This window comes from Pseudomonas kribbensis, assembly GCF_003352185.1.
GTDB lineage: Bacteria > Pseudomonadota > Gammaproteobacteria > Pseudomonadales > Pseudomonadaceae > Aquipseudomonas > Aquipseudomonas kribbensis.
The window spans coordinates 4,655,561-4,672,219 of sequence record NZ_CP029608.1 but is presented as its reverse complement, the minus strand read 5'-3'; the positions used below and the strand labels follow the sequence as shown (position 1 = coordinate 4,672,219).

Below are 16,659 nucleotides of genomic sequence, written 5' to 3'. Positions count from 1 at the left end.
AAGGGAGAGGGGGGCTTTTGATTTTTTGTCGCGGGCAAAAGAAAACCCCCGACAAACCAGAAGTCTGTCGGGGGTTCTCGGATCAAGCGTTTCGCAACGCCTGATTCAGCTCAGCTTATTGGCAAGCTTCGCAATCCGGCTCGTCGATGGCGCAGGCCTTCGGTACTGGAGCAGGGCCGGCTGGCGCTGCCAGGACCGAATCGTCACCGTGGTTGCCGCCGCTGGAAACAGCGTTCAGCTTGCCGGTGTTGATGGTCGACTTCTCGGTGCTGGTCGCGGCCAGGGCGCGGAGGTAGTAGGTGGTTTTCAGACCACGGTACCAGGCCATGCGGTAGGTCACGTCCAGCTTCTTGCCCGATGCGCCGGCGATGTACAGGTTCAGCGACTGGGCCTGGTCGATCCACTTCTGACGACGGCTGGCGGCGTCAACGATCCACTTGGTGTCCACTTCGAATGCGGTCGCGTAGAGCTCTTTGAGTTCTTGCGGGATGCGCTCGATCTGCTGAACCGAACCGTCGTAGTACTTCAGGTCGTTGATCATGACCGAGTCCCACAGACCGCGAGCCTTCAGGTCGCGAACCAGGTACGGGTTGATCACGGTGAATTCGCCCGACAGGTTCGATTTCACATACAGGTTCTGGTAGGTCGGTTCGATCGACTGCGATACGCCGGTGATGTTGGCGATGGTCGCGGTCGGTGCGATGGCCATGATGTTCGAGTTACGGATGCCTTTCTGTACACGGGCGCGAACCGGTGCCCAGTCCAGGGACTCAGTCAGGTCGACGTCGATGTACTTCTGGCCACGTGCTTCGATCAGGATCTGTTGCGAATCCAGCGGCAGTACGCCCTTGGACCACAGCGAACCCTGGAACGTCTCGTACGAGCCACGCTCGTCAGCCAGGTCGCAGGAAGCCTGGATCGCGTAGTAGCTGACCGCTTCCATCGACTTGTCGGCGAACTCGACGGCTGCGTCGGAACCGTAAGGTATGTGCTGCAGGTACAGCGCGTCCTGGAAGCCCATGATGCCCAGGCCGACCGGACGGTGGCGGAAGTTGGAGTTCTTCGCCTGCGGTACCGAGTAGTAGTTGATGTCGATCACGTTGTCGAGCATGCGAACGGCTACGTCGATGGTGCGCTTGAGCTTGGCGGTGTCCAGCTTGCCGTCGACGATGTGGTTCGGCAGGTTGATCGAGCCCAGGTTGCAGACCGCGATCTCGTCCTTGTTGGTGTTCAGGGTGATCTCGGTGCACAGGTTCGAGCTGTGAACAACGCCGACGTGCTGCTGCGGGCTGCGCAGGTTGCACGGGTCTTTGAAAGTCAGCCATGGGTGGCCGGTTTCGAACAGCATCGACAGCATCTTGCGCCACAGGTCTTTGGCCTGGATGGTCTTGAACAGCTTGACCTTGCCCGGGTACTCGGTCAGGGCTTCGTAGTACTCGTAGCGCTCTTCGAAGGCCTTGCCGGTCAGGTCGTGCAGGTCCGGTACTTCGGATGGCGAGAACAGGGTCCACTTGCCGTCATCGAAGACGCGCTTCATGAACAGGTCAGGGATCCAGTTGGCGGTGTTCATGTCGTGGGTACGACGACGGTCATCACCGGTGTTCTTGCGCAGCTCGATGAACTCTTCGATGTCCATGTGCCAGGTTTCCAGGTAGGCACATACAGCGCCTTTGCGCTTGCCACCCTGGTTAACGGCAACGGCGGTGTCGTTCACCACTTTCAGGAACGGAACCACGCCTTGCGACTTGCCGTTGGTGCCCTTGATGTACGAACCCAGTGCACGAACCGGAGTCCAGTCGTTGCCCAGGCCACCGGCGAATTTCGACAGCATGGCGTTGTCGTGGATCGCGTGGTAGATGCCCGACAGGTCATCCGGCACGGTGGTCAGGTAGCAGCTCGACAGCTGTGGACGCAGGGTACCGGCGTTGAACAGGGTCGGGGTCGAAGCCATGTAGTCGAACGAGGACAGCAGGTTGTAGAACTCGATCGCACGGTCTTCTTTCTGCTTCTCTTCGATCGCCAGGCCCATGGCCACGCGCATGAAGAAGATCTGCGGCAGTTCGAAGCGCACGCCATCCTTGTGGATGAAGTAACGGTCGTACAGGGTCTGCAGGCCCAGGTAGGTGAATTGCTGGTCGCGCTCGTGGTTGATCGCCTTGCCCAGTTTTTCCAGGTCGAAGGAGGCCAGCACAGGGTTCAGCAGTTCGAACTCGATACCTTTGGCGACGTAGGCCGGCAGTGCCTTGGCGTACAGGTCGGCCATCTCGTGGTGGGTCGCGCTCTCGGCGACGCCCAGGAAGCCCAGGCCTTCGGCACGCAGGGTGTCCATCAGCAGGCGGGCGGTCACGAACGAGTAGTTCGGCTCGCGCTCGACCAGGGTACGGGCAGTCATCACCAGCGCGGTGTTGACGTCGTTCAGGGCCACGCCGTCGTACAGGTTCTTCAGGGTTTCGCGCTGGATCAGGTCGCCGTCGACTTCAGCCAGGCCTTCGCAGGCTTCGGTGACGATGGTGTTCAGGCGGCCCATGTCCAGCGGCGCGAGGCTGCCGTCGGCGCGGGTGATGCGGATCGACGGGTGCGCTTGTACCGGTGCGTCGGCGGTGGTGCGGGTGGCGCGTTCCTTGGAACGGGCGTCGCGGTAGATCACGTAGTCGCGAGCCACTTTCTGCTCGCCGGCACGCATCAGGGCCAGTTCGACCTGGTCCTGGATTTCTTCGATGTGGATGGTGCCGCCCGACGGCATGCGACGCTTGAAGGTCGCGGTGACCTGTTCGGTCAGGCGGGCAACGGTGTCGTGGATTCGCGACGAAGCGGCAGCGGTGCCGCCCTCAACTGCGAGAAACGCTTTGGTGATAGCGACGGTGATCTTGTCATCGGTGTAAGGAACGACAGTGCCATTACGCTTGATCACACGCAGTTGACCAGGCGCGGTGGCAGCCAGATCCGAATTCGAATCGGCGGCCTGCGGCAAGGTGCCCTGCGGGTTCTCGCGAGTTGTGTCGGTTTGCATGGGTGTCTCCACGTTCTCTATGTTTGTTTGGGCACCATCACGGTGCCCACCGTTCCGTCCTGAAGCACTACGACCGGCCAGCGCCGGGTAACGACTTCGGGACAGTTCAGGAAGTGGGCCTTGTGGGCGCCGCTTCCATGCCGAAGTCTTCGGTTCGCGCGATACGCGTGAAACCGCATTCCTTTCGGGGAGCAGTTTCGCCACTGCAACACCCGTACCGTTTACGCCGTGATCAGCTGAAAAACGGTAGCCATCCGCAGGCGCGGTTTGGGCTTCTGAAAATACGTTTGGTTCAACCCGACAATGGCAATAAAAAGCCTTGAATTCACTGTCCGGTTTGTGTTTGGTTTTTGGCGCGAACCCCTACATGTAGGGTTTTTTTGAGCGCGGGCTACAAGATAATGCGTTTTGGGGGGCGATTGCAACGGACAGCCTGTGGATAACCCTGTGCGTAAATTGTGTGCGAAACAGGGAAAACCTTTGTAGGCCGTGAACCTGCTGAGCTAGACCGTTTGTCACTGTTTTTTCGCCGGGAAAAACGCTTCAGCGGATTTTTAAGGGCGCGAACCCTATCACAAAAAACGGCCTTGTCCGAACGCATTTACCGACTTGTGTTCTCGCTGTACGCCGTTTATACAATCGGCCCTGACACACGCATTCTTATCCTCCTTAAAGATGACAAAAAGACGGGAGGATCCTTCCTTTATTCGCAGCATCGGCAAGCAGAGGTCACCCGTGGAGCAAGAAGCCTGGCAGGTATTGATAGTCGAGGACGACCAGCGACTGGCCGAACTGACCCGCGAATACCTGCAAGCCAACGGATTGCGTGTGGAGATCGAAGGCAACGGGGCGCTGGCGGCGGCGCGGATCATCAAGGAACAGCCGGATCTGGTGATCCTCGACCTGATGCTCCCCGGTGAAGACGGCCTGAGCATCTGCCGCAAGGTGCGCGACCAGTACGACGGGCCGATCCTCATGCTGACCGCGCGCACCGACGACGCCGACCAGATCCTCGGCCTCGACATCGGCGCCGATGATTACGTGTGCAAACCGGTTCGCCCACGACTGTTGCTCGCGCGCATCCAGGCGTTGTTGCGACGCAGTGACGCACCGGAGCCGGCGGCGGGCAAACCACGCCGTCTGCAATTCGGCCCGCTGGTGGTGGACAACGCCTTGCGCGAAGCCTGGCTGAGCGACAGCGGTATCGAGTTGACCAGCGCCGAATTCGATCTGCTGTGGCTGCTGGTGTCCAACGCCGGACGCATCCTGTCCCGGGAAGAAATCTTCACCGCGTTGCGCGGCATCGGCTACGACGGTCAGGACCGCTCGATCGATGTGCGCATCTCGCGCATCCGCCCGAAGATCGGCGATGACCCCGATCACCCGCGCCTGATCAAGACCGTGCGCAGCAAAGGTTATCTGTTCGTGCCTGAAGCCTGCGTAGAACTGCCGCTGTGAACTCGATCTTCCTGCGCATCTATGGCGGCATGTGCGCGGCGCTGATTCTGGTGGCGGTACTCGGCGTGCTGGCGCTGCACCTGCTCAACCAGGTGCGCAGCGAGCAATACCGCGAGCGCCTGGCCCACGGCACGTTTTCCCTGATGGCCGACAACCTGCAACCGATGAACGAGACCGAGCGCCACCGCGCCTTGCTGGTGTGGGAACGGCTGCTGGGGATTCCGCTGACGTTGCAGACATTCGCCCAGACCGATCTCGATCTGACCCAACGTACCCGCGTACAACGTGGGCAGGCACTGGTCGAGCAGACCGGCCCGCACGCAGCAAAGGTCTACCGACTGGTCAGCGACAAGGAACAGCTTGTGCTGGTGGGCGAAGTGCAGCAGATCAGCGAGCAACTGGCCCGGGCGACCATCTACCTGCTGGCCGATGAACTGGTGCGGGTTCCCGTGGGCGAGCAACCCAAGCGCCTCGCGCAATTAAAGGAAGAGAAGGGGTTCGGTTTCGATCTGCGACTGGTCACCGTGGACGAGGCCGACATGGATGAGGACCAGAGCCGTCGCGTCTCGGAAGGCGATACGGTGATGGCGCTGGGCAAGGGCGGTGATTCGATCCGGGTGTTTGCCGGGATGGTCGGCACGCCGTGGGTGCTGGAAATCGGTCCGCTCTATCAGATGAATCCGTACCCGCCGCAATGGCTGGTGCTGATTGCCGCATTGGGTCTGACCCTGATCGGCCTCATCGTCTATTTATTGGTGCGTCAGCTGGAACGGCGATTGCGCGGTCTTGAAGCGGCGGCCACGCGCATCGCCAAGGGCAGCCTGGAAACCCGTGTGCCGGCCCGCGGTGCCGACTCGGTGGGCAAGCTGGCGGCGGCGTTCAACGGCATGGCCGAGCACCTGCAACAGTTACTGGCGATCCAGCGTGAGCTGGTACGTGCGGTATCCCATGAGTTGCGCACGCCGGTGGCGCGCCTGCGATTCGGTCTGGAAATGATCGGCTCGGCCACCACCCCGCAAGCGCTGGAGAAGTACCGCGAGGGCATGGACCACGACATCGAGGACCTCGATAAGCTGGTGGACGAAATGCTCACCTATGCGCGGCTGGAGCAGGGCTCGCCGGCGCTGACCTTCCAGCGCATCGACCTCGATGCACTGGTCAATCAGGTAATAGAAGAACTGGCGCCACTGCGCGCCGACGTCACGGTGCAACGCGGTCTGTGTCTGTCGGCCGCCGACTGCGACGATGCCTGGGTCGAGGCCGAGCCGCGATATCTGCATCGCGCCTTGCAGAATCTGGTGGGCAACGCCATGCGCCATGCGCGCTCGAAGGTCACGGTCAGTTATCAGGTCGGGCAGATGCGTTGCCGGGTGGATGTCGAGGACGACGGCCCGGGTGTGCCGGAGAGTGCCTGGGAGAAAATCTTCACGCCCTTTCTGCGGCTGGACGACAGCCGTACCCGGGCGTCCGGTGGGCACGGCCTGGGCTTGTCGATTGTGCGGCGGATCATCCACTGGCATGACGGCCGGGCGCTGATCGGCAAGAGCAAGAGTCTGGGCGGGGCGTGTTTCAGTCTGAGCTGGCCGCGGAATCAGGAGCGGCGCTGAAAGCGTTCAAGCCTGGATGCTGACCAGGCTCAACAACTGCCCGTCGTGCACCCCGAACTGTGCATCCAGTTCGGTCCCGTTGCGCCATTCGCTGGACAGGTCCGTCAGCAGGCGCAGTCTTACATGACCTTGCTCGGTCCACTCGAGCACTTCGGCGTGCTCGAAATAGAAGCGCTTCTGGACGATCGGGTACAACGCCTTGAACAGGCTTTCCTTCACCGAAAAAGTCAGCGTCACCCACAACGCCAGTTGATCGCGGGCGCCGGCGGCCATGCGCTGCATCTCCGCTGGCGTGAGGATTTCCCCGGCCAGGCGCTCGGCCCGTTCGGCGTTGAGCAGGTTTTCCACGTCCATGCCCAGTCCGCGCCAGTGCTGTTTGTTGGCGACAATCGCTGCCGCCCGGCCCGTGCTGTGGGTGATCGAGCCACAAATATGTGCCGGCCACACCGGTGCGCGATCCTCGCCAATCGCCGGGACACTGCTTGAACCTTCCAGTTGTTGCAGCGCGGCCCGGGCGCAAATCCGCCCCGCGAGAAACTCCGCCTGACGCTTGGCCACCGAGCGCTGGATGCTCGGCGGCGGCTCGATGGCACTGCGGCGAAAATCATCGCCGAGCAATTGCGACGGGTCGAAATGGGTGCTCAGCAGCACGGTGTCCGGCAGCACGATCGGCAATGGCCAGTGGGCATCGAGCGGGGTGCAGCAGGCGGGGAGGAGAGGGCTGGAATTCATGGCGGGCATTTTGCCGGGTTGCTTTGAGGCTGGATAGTGCGCAGATGTGGAACGTTCCCGCGCAGGGCGCGGGAACGAGTGGGTTCAGCCAAAGATTTTCTTGAAGAAGGCCTGCATGTCCGCCCAGGATTTCTCATCCGCAGCCTTGTTGTAGCCGATGTCCGGGCCACCATGATCGCCGTGGCTCAAACGATCCGCATCGGGGTTGGTGAAACCATGCTTGGCGCCGTCGAGACTGACAAACTTGTAGTCGGCGCCGGCCTTGTCCATTTCAGACTTGAATGCTGTGACGTTGTCGGCGGTGACCATGCTGTCCAGCGCGCCGTGCTCGACGAGGATCTTCGCCTTCACGCTGCCGGGCGTCGCCGGGGTCTTGGTGGCGAGTGCGCCGTGGAAACTCACCACGCCGGCCAGTGGCACACCCTGGCGCGCCGCATTCAATACCACGCCACCACCGAAGCAGTAACCGATGGCGGCCAGTTTGCCGGTGTCGGTCTGTGGCTGTTTTTTCAGCAGGTCGAGGCCGGCCTCGAAGCGTTTGCTGGCGGCATCGGCGTTCTGCGTGGCCGCCTGCATGAATGCCATCGCGTCTTTCGGGTGCTCGGTGTTCTTGCCGTCACCGTACATGTCGATGGCCAGCGCGCTATAGCCGAGCCCGGCGAGATCCCGGGCGCGGCGCTTGGCGTAGTCGTTCAGGCCCCACCATTCATGGACCACCACCACACCGGGGCGAGGTCCCTTGATCGCATCGTCATAGGCGTAATAACCGATCAGTTTCGTGCCATCGGCGCTCTGGTAAGGTATTTCCTCGGTTTTGATCGCAGCCGCGCTGAGGCTGCTGAAGGCGAGCAGGGTGAGGGCAAGGAACAGGCGCATGATCGGGTCTCCTGACAATAAAAGGTCAAGACAGCCTAGTTCATTTGATTGCGCCCGGGTTCAGGGTGCGTTCAGGGCAGGTACAGGCCGGGTTCAGTAATCTTGAACCACGTCCGAGGGATGAAATGAACAGGACCCTCAAAAGCGGCAGTACACCGTTGTCGCAGGTATGCTGTTGGAGATGCTGATTGGCCCGGGAGAGTGTCATGAAACTGTTGGTCGTCGAAGATGAAGCGCTGTTGCGCCATCACCTGCAAACCCGCCTGACGGAAAGCGGTCACGTGGTCGAGTCCGTGGCCAATGCCGAAGAGGCGCTGTACCAGACCGGGCAATTCAATTTTGACCTGGCGGTGATCGACCTCGGCCTGCCGGGGATGGGCGGGCTCGACCTGATCCGCCAGTTGCGCCAGGACGGCAAGAGCTTTCCGATCCTGATTCTCACCGCGCGTGGCAACTGGCAGGACAAGGTCGAAGGCCTGGCCGCCGGCGCCGACGATTATCTGGTCAAGCCGTTCCAGTTCGAAGAGCTGGAAGCACGGCTCAATGCGCTGCTGCGTCGTTCCAGCGGTTTTACCCAGTCGTCCATCGTTGCCGGACCGCTGCTGCTCGACCTCAATCGCAAGCAGGCGACCCTCGATGAACAGCCGCTGGCGCTGACCGCCTACGAATACCGGATCCTCGAATACCTGATGCGTCACCACCAGCAAGTGGTGCCCAAGGATCGCCTGATGGAACAGCTGTACCCGGACGACGACGAGCGTGATCCGAACGTGATCGAAGTGCTGGTCGGGCGTTTGCGGCGCAAGCTCGAAGGCCCGGCCGGGTTCAAGCCGATCGACACGGTGCGTGGGCTGGGCTATCTGTTCAATGAGCGCTGCACTTGATCCGTTCGCTTCGTGTTCGTTTGATGTTGGCCGCCACGACGCTGGCGGTGTTCTTCATGCTCGCCTTGCTTCCGGCGATGCAAGGGGCGTTCAGCCTGGCGCTGCAGGATTCCATCGAGCAGCGCCTGGCTTCGGATGTCACCACACTGATTTCTGCTGCACGGATTGAAAACGGTCGGCTGGTGATGCCGATGCAGTTGCCGGACGAGCGTTTCAACCTCGCCGACTTCCGTCTGCTCGGCTACATCTACGACCGCGAAGGTCATCTGGTCTGGCGCTCGAAAGCGACCCAGGAAGAGCAGATCAACTACAAACCGCGTTACGACGGAATGGGCAGCGAGTTCGCGCGGATTCGCGAAGCCAGCGGTCAGGAGTTCTTCGTCTACGACGTCGAAGTCAAACTGCTCGGCGGCAAGAATGCGGCGTTCAGCATCGTCGCGCTGCAACCGGTGCGCGAATACGAAACCACCCTCGAGGGCCTGCGGGAAAACCTCTACCTCGGCTTCGGTGCTGCGTTGCTGGTCTTGCTCTCGCTGCTGTGGATCGGCCTGACCTGGGGCCTGAAAGCCCTGCGCCGGCTCAGTCAGGAGCTGGACGAAATCGAAGGCGGCACCCGCGAAAGCCTCACCGAACAGCACCCCCGTGAACTGCTGCGCCTGACCGGCTCGCTCAACCGCTTGCTGCACAGCGAGCGTCAGCAACGCAGCCGTTACCGCGACTCCCTCGACGATCTGGCCCACAGTCTGAAAACCCCGCTGGCGGTGTTGCAGGGTGTCAGCGAAGACATGGCCCAGCGCCCCGAAGATCGCGATCAGGCCTGGGTGCTGCAAACCCAGATTGAACGCATGAGCCAGCAGATCAGCTACCAGTTACAACGCGCCAGCTTGCGCAAAAGCGGTCTGGTGCGCCATCAGGTGCGCCTGCGCCCGGTGCTCAAAAGCCTGTGCGACACCCTCGACAAGGTCTACCGAGACAAGCGCGTTCGCGTGGCATTCGACCTGCCGGAGCACTGCTACCTGCCGATCGAGCAGGGCGCCTTGCTGGAAATGCTGGGCAACCTGCTGGAAAACGCCTATCGCCTGTGCCTGGGCGAAGTGCGCATCAGCGTGCGCGAAACCCTGGCCGGGAGCGAATTGTGTATCGAAGACGACGGCCCCGGCGTACCGCAACATCAGCGGGCGCGGATTCTTGAACGCGGCGAACGTCTGGATCGCCAGCACCCGGGGCAGGGGATCGGTCTGGCGGTGGTCAAGGACATCATCGAGAGCTACAACGCCAAATTGACCCTGGGCGATTCGCCGATGGGCGGGGCGGCGTTCAGGATTCATTTTCCAGCGGTGTAAATCGAAGTCTCTTTCGAAAGGCGCCTTGATTTCGACCATTCATCGCCACTGTCAGATCTGACAGTGGTTCGTTCCGCGCATATCCAACACCCTGTTTTTGTCCATCACGGGATCGGGCCGTGATGCTTTCGGAACAGGGAGACTGGAAATGGTTGCGTTCATCACTGCTCAAGAACGGAAACAAATGGTTGAGGCGATGCCTCGAGTCAGAATAGATCTACCGTCCGCTTCGATTGATGGAGCGCTGAATGGAGTGATTCCCTTTGCGCTGTTGAGTAAGGGACTGACATTCCGAATTCCCTGGTTTGAAGGGCAGCGAGAGGGCGCAACATTTCACGCTATCGTTGAGGCGAAATATTCGAATGGTTGGGGGCTGGGAGGAACTATCAAAACCGCCGATGGGGATACGACCCTGGAAATACCTGCCGAACGTGCATTGGCGCTCAGGGGGCAAGAGGTCAACGTCTACTACTTTTATTTTGAAGCTGATCCCAATAGGTCTCCAGCGACCGATTACCTTGTCGAGGACGAAATTTATCGGCCTGTCATAGATGGGGTCGAGGGCAATGTCATCTCTTCAGCGTTGGCTGATCAGGGCGTGAACCTTCGGCTCAGGGAGTCAGCGTCGCTCTCGACCGGCGCACTGGTTTCTCTTTTCTGTCACGGGTCTGATTGCGAGTCCAGCTGGGTCAATTACTTTCGGATCGAAGCGGATGATGCAGGCAAAGATGTTGTTATTGCTGTTGAACCCCGTTACTTGAAGCCGAACAAGTATGGCGCCATTGAGATTGTGTACACCGTGAGCAATGCTGGCCGGCAATGGATCAGTCCCGTTTCAGTGTTTCAAGTCGAGGGCGACTTGCTGAGTCCGGTTCCTGACCATGGCATTTTGGGACACTACACTCCTGGCAATCTTGAAAAAGTCGATGAAAGTGGAAGGACTCCACTCACGCTGAGCACTCACGGAATGAGCGTCGGAGACGCACTTACCTTCGTTTTTTGGGGGAGTGACATCGGAACTGTGTATGTCTTGCAACAGACATTGGGAGCTCATCAGATCGGTCTGGATCTGAAAATCAAGGTCCCATACAGGCCAGATCACCTAGGCACTGAGGCCAATGCTTTCAGCATTATCGAACGGGTATCAGGAGGTACGGTTGGCTCTCCATTGATGCAACTTTCTATTTGGCCAGACTGATGATCAACACTTAAAGCCTCGACTCATCGGCTTGTATTGGTGCTCACACCTGCGCCCGATACGCCCCCGGCGTCAGCCCCGTCCACTTCTTGAACGCCCGATGGAACGCCGACGGTTCGGAAAATCCGAGCTGTTCGGCAATCTGTTGCAACGACAGATCCGCCCGCCCCAGGTGATAGATCGCAATGTCCCGGCGCAACTGATCCTTCAACTCCTGAAAACTGGTGCCTTCCTCGCGCAAATGCCGGCGCAGGGTTTGCGGGCTGATGTGCAGGTGCGCCGCTACGGCTTCCAGGTCCGGCCAGCGCGCGCTGTCGTGACTGAGCAGGCGGCGCAATCGGCTGCTGAGGCTGTTGCCGTCGTCCGGGCGAGACAGCAGGTCGGCGGGGGAGCGTTCGAGAAAGTGCTTGAGGGTGCGCTCGTCCTGCAACAGCGGCATGTGCAGATAGCGACTGTGAAACACCAGACTGCTTTGCGGCGCCGAAAACGCCAGCGGACACGAGAACAGCAAATCGTATTCCGCCCCGTGCGCCGGTTTCGGGTAGCTGAAACTTGCCTGTTCCAGACGAATCCGCTGGCCGATCAGCCAACTGCCGAGGCGATGCCAGATCACCAGCAGGCTCTCGGAGAGAAAGTGATCCGGATCCCACAATTGCGAATCGTCGAGGCTCAGGCGCACCCATTCGTCTTCATGGCTCAGGCTCAGGCGCGGGGCCTCGGGGAATAGGCTATAAAACAATAAGCCGCGCTGCAGAGCCTTTTCCAGGCTGCGGCAATGGATGATGGCGTGGCACATCATGGCGAAACTGCCGGTCTTGCTGGGCGCGTTGCCGAAGCCCAGGCATTCGTCGTCCAGGGCCTGCCACAGGTTCTGGATCAGTTGGGTGAACAGTTCCGGGGCGATCCGCGCACGGGGCTCGTCGAGCAGTTCGGGACTGATGCCCAGTTGCAGCAGCAAGCCCGAATAATCGAACCCGCGACGGCGCGCGCCGACGAGGGCGGCACGGGCGAAGTGACTGGCGATGGTGCGTTCGCGCATAAGCGGCAAATCCTTCCTCTGGCGACCGATGGTAGCCGGCGGCTCTGATCGGCAACAAGGCGGATTTCCGCCAAATTGTAGGACGAGAGCAGGTGTGTTGGCGGAAATCCGCCACACTTGAGTAACCGGATGGTGACACAGAAAAACCTGCATCCCCTGATATCAAAAGGCTTGCAGCAATTTGCACCAAAGTGGCACGACGTTTGCGATAAGAGCGACAGAAGCGTGCGCCGAGCCGGTCCGGAAAGCGCCGTTCGACACAACAAATCCCTCCAGTGCAGGAGGGTTCGCAATTCAAGTGTCGCGTTCAACAGATGGATGTTGCCACGCGGGACTCTTGAGGAACTTTGCAATGACGACTCGTCAGCCACTGTACAAATCCCTGTATTTCCAGGTGATCGTCGCAATCTGTATCGGTATTGCGCTCGGTCACTACTACCCGCAGTTCGGCGTGGCCGTAAAGCCGCTGGGTGACGGGTTCATCAAACTGATCAAGATGATCATCGCTCCAATCATCTTCTGCACCGTGGTCAGCGGCATCGCCGGCATGCAGAGCATGAAATCGGTCGGCAAGACCGGCGGTTACGCGCTCCTGTACTTCGAAATCGTTTCGACCATCGCCCTGCTGGTCGGCCTGATCGTGGTCAACATCGTGCAGCCGGGCAACGGCATGCACATCGACGTCGCTACCCTCGACGCCTCGAAAGTCGCCACCTACGTGCAGCAAGGCGCTGACCAGAGCGTTGTCGGCTTCCTGCTCAACGTGATCCCGACCACCATCGTCGGCGCGTTCGCCACCGGTGACATCCTGCAAGTGCTGATGTTCTCGGTGATCTTCGGTTTCGCCCTGCACCGCCTGGGTGCCTACGGCAAGCCGATCCTGGACTTCATCGATCGCTTCGCCCACGTGATGTTCAACATCATCAACATGATCATGAAGCTCGCGCCGATCGGTGCCTTCGGTGCGATGGCGTTCACCATCGGCGCCTACGGTGTCGGCTCGCTGGTGCAGCTGGGTCAACTGATGGCGTGCTTCTACATCACTTGCCTGGCGTTCATCCTGATCGTGCTGGGTGCCATCGCCCGCATGCACGGCTTCAGCGTGCTGAAGATGATCCGCTACATCCGTGAAGAGCTGCTGATCGTACTCGGCACTTCCTCGTCGGAATCGGTACTGCCACGCATGCTGATCAAGATGGAGCGTCTGGGCGCGAAGAAATCGGTAGTGGGTCTGGTGATCCCGACCGGTTACTCGTTCAACCTCGACGGTACTGCGATCTACCTGACCATGGCGGCCGTGTTCATCGCTCAGGCGACCGACACCCACATGGACATCACTCACCAGATCACCCTGCTGGTGGTGTTGCTGCTGTCCTCCAAAGGCGCCGCCGGTGTGACCGGTTCGGGCTTCATCGTGCTGGCCGCCACCCTGTCGGCGGTAGGTCACCTGCCGGTGGCCGGTCTGGCACTGATCCTGGGTATCGACCGCTTCATGTCCGAAGCCCGCGCCCTGACCAACCTGGTCGGCAACGCCGTTGCGACCATTGTTGTGGCCAAGTGGGTCAAGGAACTGGACACCGACGTACTGGACGCCGAGCTGGCCTCGGGCGGTCGCGGTATCGTCGACCAGCGTCACGAAGACGACCTGGGTGTGGCCGAAGGCCCGACCCCGAGCAATGTGAAGTAAGCATCGCTTGAATGGAAAAACCCGCTTCGGCGGGTTTTTTCTTGCCTGCTGTTTGAGCGCAACGGTCAGCGCAACTGACGCATCCGGTAATTGCCCCATTGTTCATGGCTGCCTAGGCTGCATGCATCGTTGATGGAGATCGCCCATGTCTGCACCGCTGGCCTCACTGAAGATTCTGGATTTCTCGACCCTGCTGCCGGGACCGTTCGCCTCGCTGCTGCTGGCGGACATGGGCGCCGAGGTGCTGCGCATCGAATCGCCGACCCGCCTCGATTTGCTGCGGGTGTTGCCGCCTCACGATCACGGGATTTCGGCCAGCCACGCCTACCTGAATCGCAATAAACGCAGTCTGGCGCTGGATCTCAAACAGCCCGAGGCGCTGGAGCTGGTGAAGCAGTTGCTGGCGGACTACGACATCGTACTGGAGCAGTTTCGCCCCGGCGTGATGGAGCGGCTGGGGCTGGGCTACGAGGCGCTGAAGGCGATCAACCCGAAGCTGATTTATGTGTCGATCACCGGATACGGCCAGACCGGGCCGTACAAGGATCGCGCCGGCCACGACATCAACTATCTGGCGCTGGCCGGGCTCTCCAGTTACACCGGGCGCGCCGACAGCGGGCCGTTGCCGCTGGGCATGCAGGTGGCGGATATCGCGGGTGGCTCGCTGCACGGGGTGATCGGCCTGTTGGCGGCGGTGATTTCCCGCCAGCAAACCGGGCAGGGCACACACCTGGACGTGAGCATGACCGACTGCGCCTTCAGTCTGAATGCCATGGCTGGCGCCGGGTATCTGGCCTGCGGCGAGGAGCCGGGCTGGGAGGATCAGATGCTCAATGGTGGCAGCTTCTACGACTGCTACCGCTCCCGCGACGGGCGCTGGATGTCGGTGGGCAGCCTGGAGCCGGCGTTCATGCAGCAACTGTGTGCGGCGCTGGGGCGGCCGGAGCTGGCGGCGCAGGGTTTGTCACCCAAGCCTGAGCAGCAGCTGGCGCTCAAGGATGCCTTGAAGGTCGAGTTCGAGAAGCATGACTTTGCCGAACTGTGCGAGCTGTTCGCCGGCATCGATGCCTGCGTCGAACCGGTGTTGAACCTGGGCGAGGCGGTGCAGCATCCGCAGTTGCAGGCGCGGGAGCTGGTGACTCAGGTGCCCCGTGGTGATGGCTCGTCACAAGCGCAGATCGCTTGCCCGCTGAAGTTTTCCGAAGCGTTGCCGCCGCCGCGACATGTCGGCGCGGCGCCGGGGCAGCATACGGATCAGGTGTTGGGGGAGTTGGGCTTGAGTGTTGAGCGCATTGCCGAACTGCGGCGGGCCAAAGTGATCGCCTGACTCACTCGACCCGCATCTCGCCACTGAACACCAGCGTATTCCGGCATCGGCGGCACAGATACCGTCGCCCCTGCCTGACCAGACTATGGCGCTGGGCCGAAAACGGAAAATCGCTGTCCGCACACGGGCATTTGTAGATATAGCGGGTCACGCTGCGGCGTTTGATCTCATACGTATGGCAGCGATCCGGCGGCAGCTCGTAGACGCCGCGCATGATCAGTTGCCACTCCTCGCCATGGGGCTGGATGCGGTCGCCGAACAGTTGATGGGCGATCAGGTGCGCGACTTCGTGGGCCACGGTCTGTTTGAGGAAATGCTCGGTGTTCTCCCGGTACAGCTGCGGATTGAAGCGCAGCAGGTTCTCGTGCAGATGCGCGACCCCGGCTTTTTGCCCGCGCAGCTTGAGGCTCACCACGGGGCGTTTGAAAGGACGTTTGAAAAAGGATTCAGCGAGTTGGAAACAGTCTTCGACGCGGGTATTGAGTTGCTCGGGCATGCTTGATGGATCTCCAGAGAGTCGGAGTATGCCGCAACCGTCCGGCCTTGCGTATCGCTGAACTGCCGAATGGTCGTGACGCTTTTCCCTGGCATGAGAAGGCCGCCTCGCGGCGGCCTGTGTTGGCGGATCTTGTTCTTCTCGGCGGTGCGGCCAGCTAATTTGTGTAGACGGGCCCCACGCCCAGTCCCCAGACAATCACGGTAAACGCCATGATGGCCACCAGCACCACCAGACCCACCGCCAGCACCGAGCTGGAAAACAGAAAGCCCTCGTCAGACGGAATGTTCATGAAGGTCGGCAGCCCCACATACAGCAGGTACACCGTGTAGCAGATGGCCGCCGTACCGACGATCATCCCCAGCCACATATGCGGATACAGCGCCGCCAGGCCACCGACGAACAACGGTGTCGCGGTGTAGGTGGCAAACGCGACGCAACGGGCCAGGCTCGGGTTGGCGTCATAGGTGCGGGCCATCCAGTGCACGAAGGCCCCCATGACCGCGACCCCGCCGAGCATCGCCAGGTACGACATGATGGTCATCCACAACGCGCTTTCGACGGTGAGCATCACCGGGGCGCGGCTGCCGATCACCCAGCCGACCTGAGTCGTGCCGATAAACGCCGAAACAGCGGGGATCGCCGCCAGAATCAACGTGTGCGTCAGGTACATGTGGCTGATGCTTTCCTCTTGGTCGCCACGGATTTCCTTCCATTCCTGATCGGGGTGGGTAAAAAGTCCCACTACGTGATGGATCATGCCAGTCACTCCTCTCGTTATTGCCATCGCCCCCCAGCGGAGCGCCTACGGGCCAATGTGGCCGAGCAAATACAGGTCTTCAGATTGCGTGCGACCTTATGTCGCAGTATAGGAAGGTCTTAACCGCACAGGTATTGGGGTCTTAGAGCAAATCGCGCTGTAAACCGGCGGGGTAATCGCGTCGGGGTCTGTGCAGACGGGCATTCGAGGGGGCGACAACCTGTGGCCACAACCCCGGTGTT

At 60.7% G+C, this 16,659-nt stretch carries 13 protein-coding genes; 7 read left to right on the top strand and 6 right to left on the bottom strand.

Annotated elements, in window-relative coordinates; genetic code table 11:
• Positions 1-115: 115 nt before the first annotated feature.
• Complete coding sequence (locus tag DLD99_RS21290) at positions 116-3,010, bottom strand: ribonucleoside-diphosphate reductase subunit alpha (RefSeq protein ID WP_114884855.1); 2,895 nt, start codon at positions 3,008-3,010, stop codon at positions 116-118.
• Between the two features lie 735 nt (positions 3,011-3,745).
• Between DLD99_RS21290 and DLD99_RS21285 the strand changes: the two genes are divergently transcribed.
• Both DLD99_RS21285 and DLD99_RS21280 read left to right on the top strand, forming a co-directional pair.
• Positions 3,746-4,468 carry a response regulator gene (locus DLD99_RS21285; RefSeq protein ID WP_085711000.1) on the top strand — a complete coding sequence of 241 codons (723 nt, stop codon included), beginning with the start codon at positions 3,746-3,748 and terminating at the stop codon, positions 4,466-4,468.
• On the top strand, positions 4,465-6,075 hold the full coding sequence (locus DLD99_RS21280) for an ATP-binding protein (protein WP_114884853.1): 1,611 nt from the start codon (positions 4,465-4,467) through the stop codon (positions 6,073-6,075). The genes DLD99_RS21285 and DLD99_RS21280 overlap by 4 nt, the downstream gene beginning before the upstream one ends.
• A 6-nt stretch (positions 6,076-6,081) precedes the next feature.
• Here DLD99_RS21280 and DLD99_RS21275 read toward each other — a convergent pair whose 3' ends face one another.
• Entirely contained in the window at positions 6,082-6,807 is a 726-nt protein-coding gene (locus tag DLD99_RS21275) for a 4'-phosphopantetheinyl transferase family protein (RefSeq protein ID WP_114884851.1), read from the bottom strand.
• 84 nt (positions 6,808-6,891) lie between these two features.
• A complete protein-coding gene (locus tag DLD99_RS21270; protein ID WP_114884849.1) occupies positions 6,892-7,683 on the bottom strand; it encodes a dienelactone hydrolase family protein in 792 nt (263 codons plus the stop codon).
• A gap of 206 nt (positions 7,684-7,889) precedes the next feature.
• On the opposite strand from DLD99_RS21270, the gene DLD99_RS21265 reads away from it, so the two are divergent.
• The 3 genes from DLD99_RS21265 to DLD99_RS21255 all read left to right on the top strand — a co-directional run bounded on the left by DLD99_RS21265 (position 7,890) and on the right by DLD99_RS21255 (position 11,108).
• On the top strand, positions 7,890-8,567 hold the full coding sequence (locus tag DLD99_RS21265) for a response regulator transcription factor (RefSeq protein ID WP_085710996.1): 678 nt from the start codon (positions 7,890-7,892) through the stop codon (positions 8,565-8,567).
• Positions 8,564-9,910, top strand: coding sequence for an ATP-binding protein (locus tag DLD99_RS21260; protein WP_114884847.1), 1,347 nt, complete (start codon positions 8,564-8,566; stop codon positions 9,908-9,910). Before DLD99_RS21265 ends, DLD99_RS21260 begins: the two co-directional genes overlap by 4 nt.
• Before the next feature lie 148 nt (positions 9,911-10,058).
• Positions 10,059-11,108: a hypothetical protein gene (locus DLD99_RS21255; protein WP_114884845.1), complete on the top strand. Its 1,050-nt coding sequence runs from the start codon at positions 10,059-10,061 to the stop codon at positions 11,106-11,108.
• A 43-nt stretch (positions 11,109-11,151) separates the two neighbouring features.
• Here the strand turns inward: DLD99_RS21255 and DLD99_RS21250 are convergent, their stop codons facing one another.
• Complete coding sequence (locus tag DLD99_RS21250; protein WP_114884843.1) at positions 11,152-12,147, bottom strand: AraC family transcriptional regulator; 996 nt, start codon at positions 12,145-12,147, stop codon at positions 11,152-11,154.
• Between the two features lie 352 nt (positions 12,148-12,499).
• Here DLD99_RS21250 and DLD99_RS21245 point away from each other — a divergent pair, with 352 nt between their 5' ends.
• Positions 12,500-13,834 carry a dicarboxylate/amino acid:cation symporter gene (locus tag DLD99_RS21245; protein ID WP_085710993.1) on the top strand — a complete coding sequence of 445 codons (1,335 nt, stop codon included), beginning with the start codon at positions 12,500-12,502 and terminating at the stop codon, positions 13,832-13,834.
• A gap of 145 nt (positions 13,835-13,979) precedes the next feature.
• Positions 13,980-15,161, top strand: a complete 1,182-nt coding sequence (locus tag DLD99_RS21240; protein WP_114884841.1) for a CaiB/BaiF CoA transferase family protein — start codon at positions 13,980-13,982, stop codon at positions 15,159-15,161.
• A gap of 1 nt (position 15,162) precedes the next feature.
• On the opposite strand, the gene DLD99_RS21235 is transcribed toward DLD99_RS21240, so the two are convergent.
• Positions 15,163-15,657: a SprT family zinc-dependent metalloprotease gene (locus DLD99_RS21235; RefSeq protein ID WP_085607401.1), complete on the bottom strand. Its 495-nt coding sequence runs from the start codon at positions 15,655-15,657 to the stop codon at positions 15,163-15,165.
• 157 nt (positions 15,658-15,814) lie between these two features.
• Positions 15,815-16,417 (bottom strand): Yip1 family protein, encoded by a 603-nt coding sequence (locus tag DLD99_RS21230; protein WP_085710991.1) that lies wholly within the window; start codon positions 16,415-16,417, stop codon positions 15,815-15,817.
• Positions 16,418-16,659 lie beyond the last annotated feature (242 nt).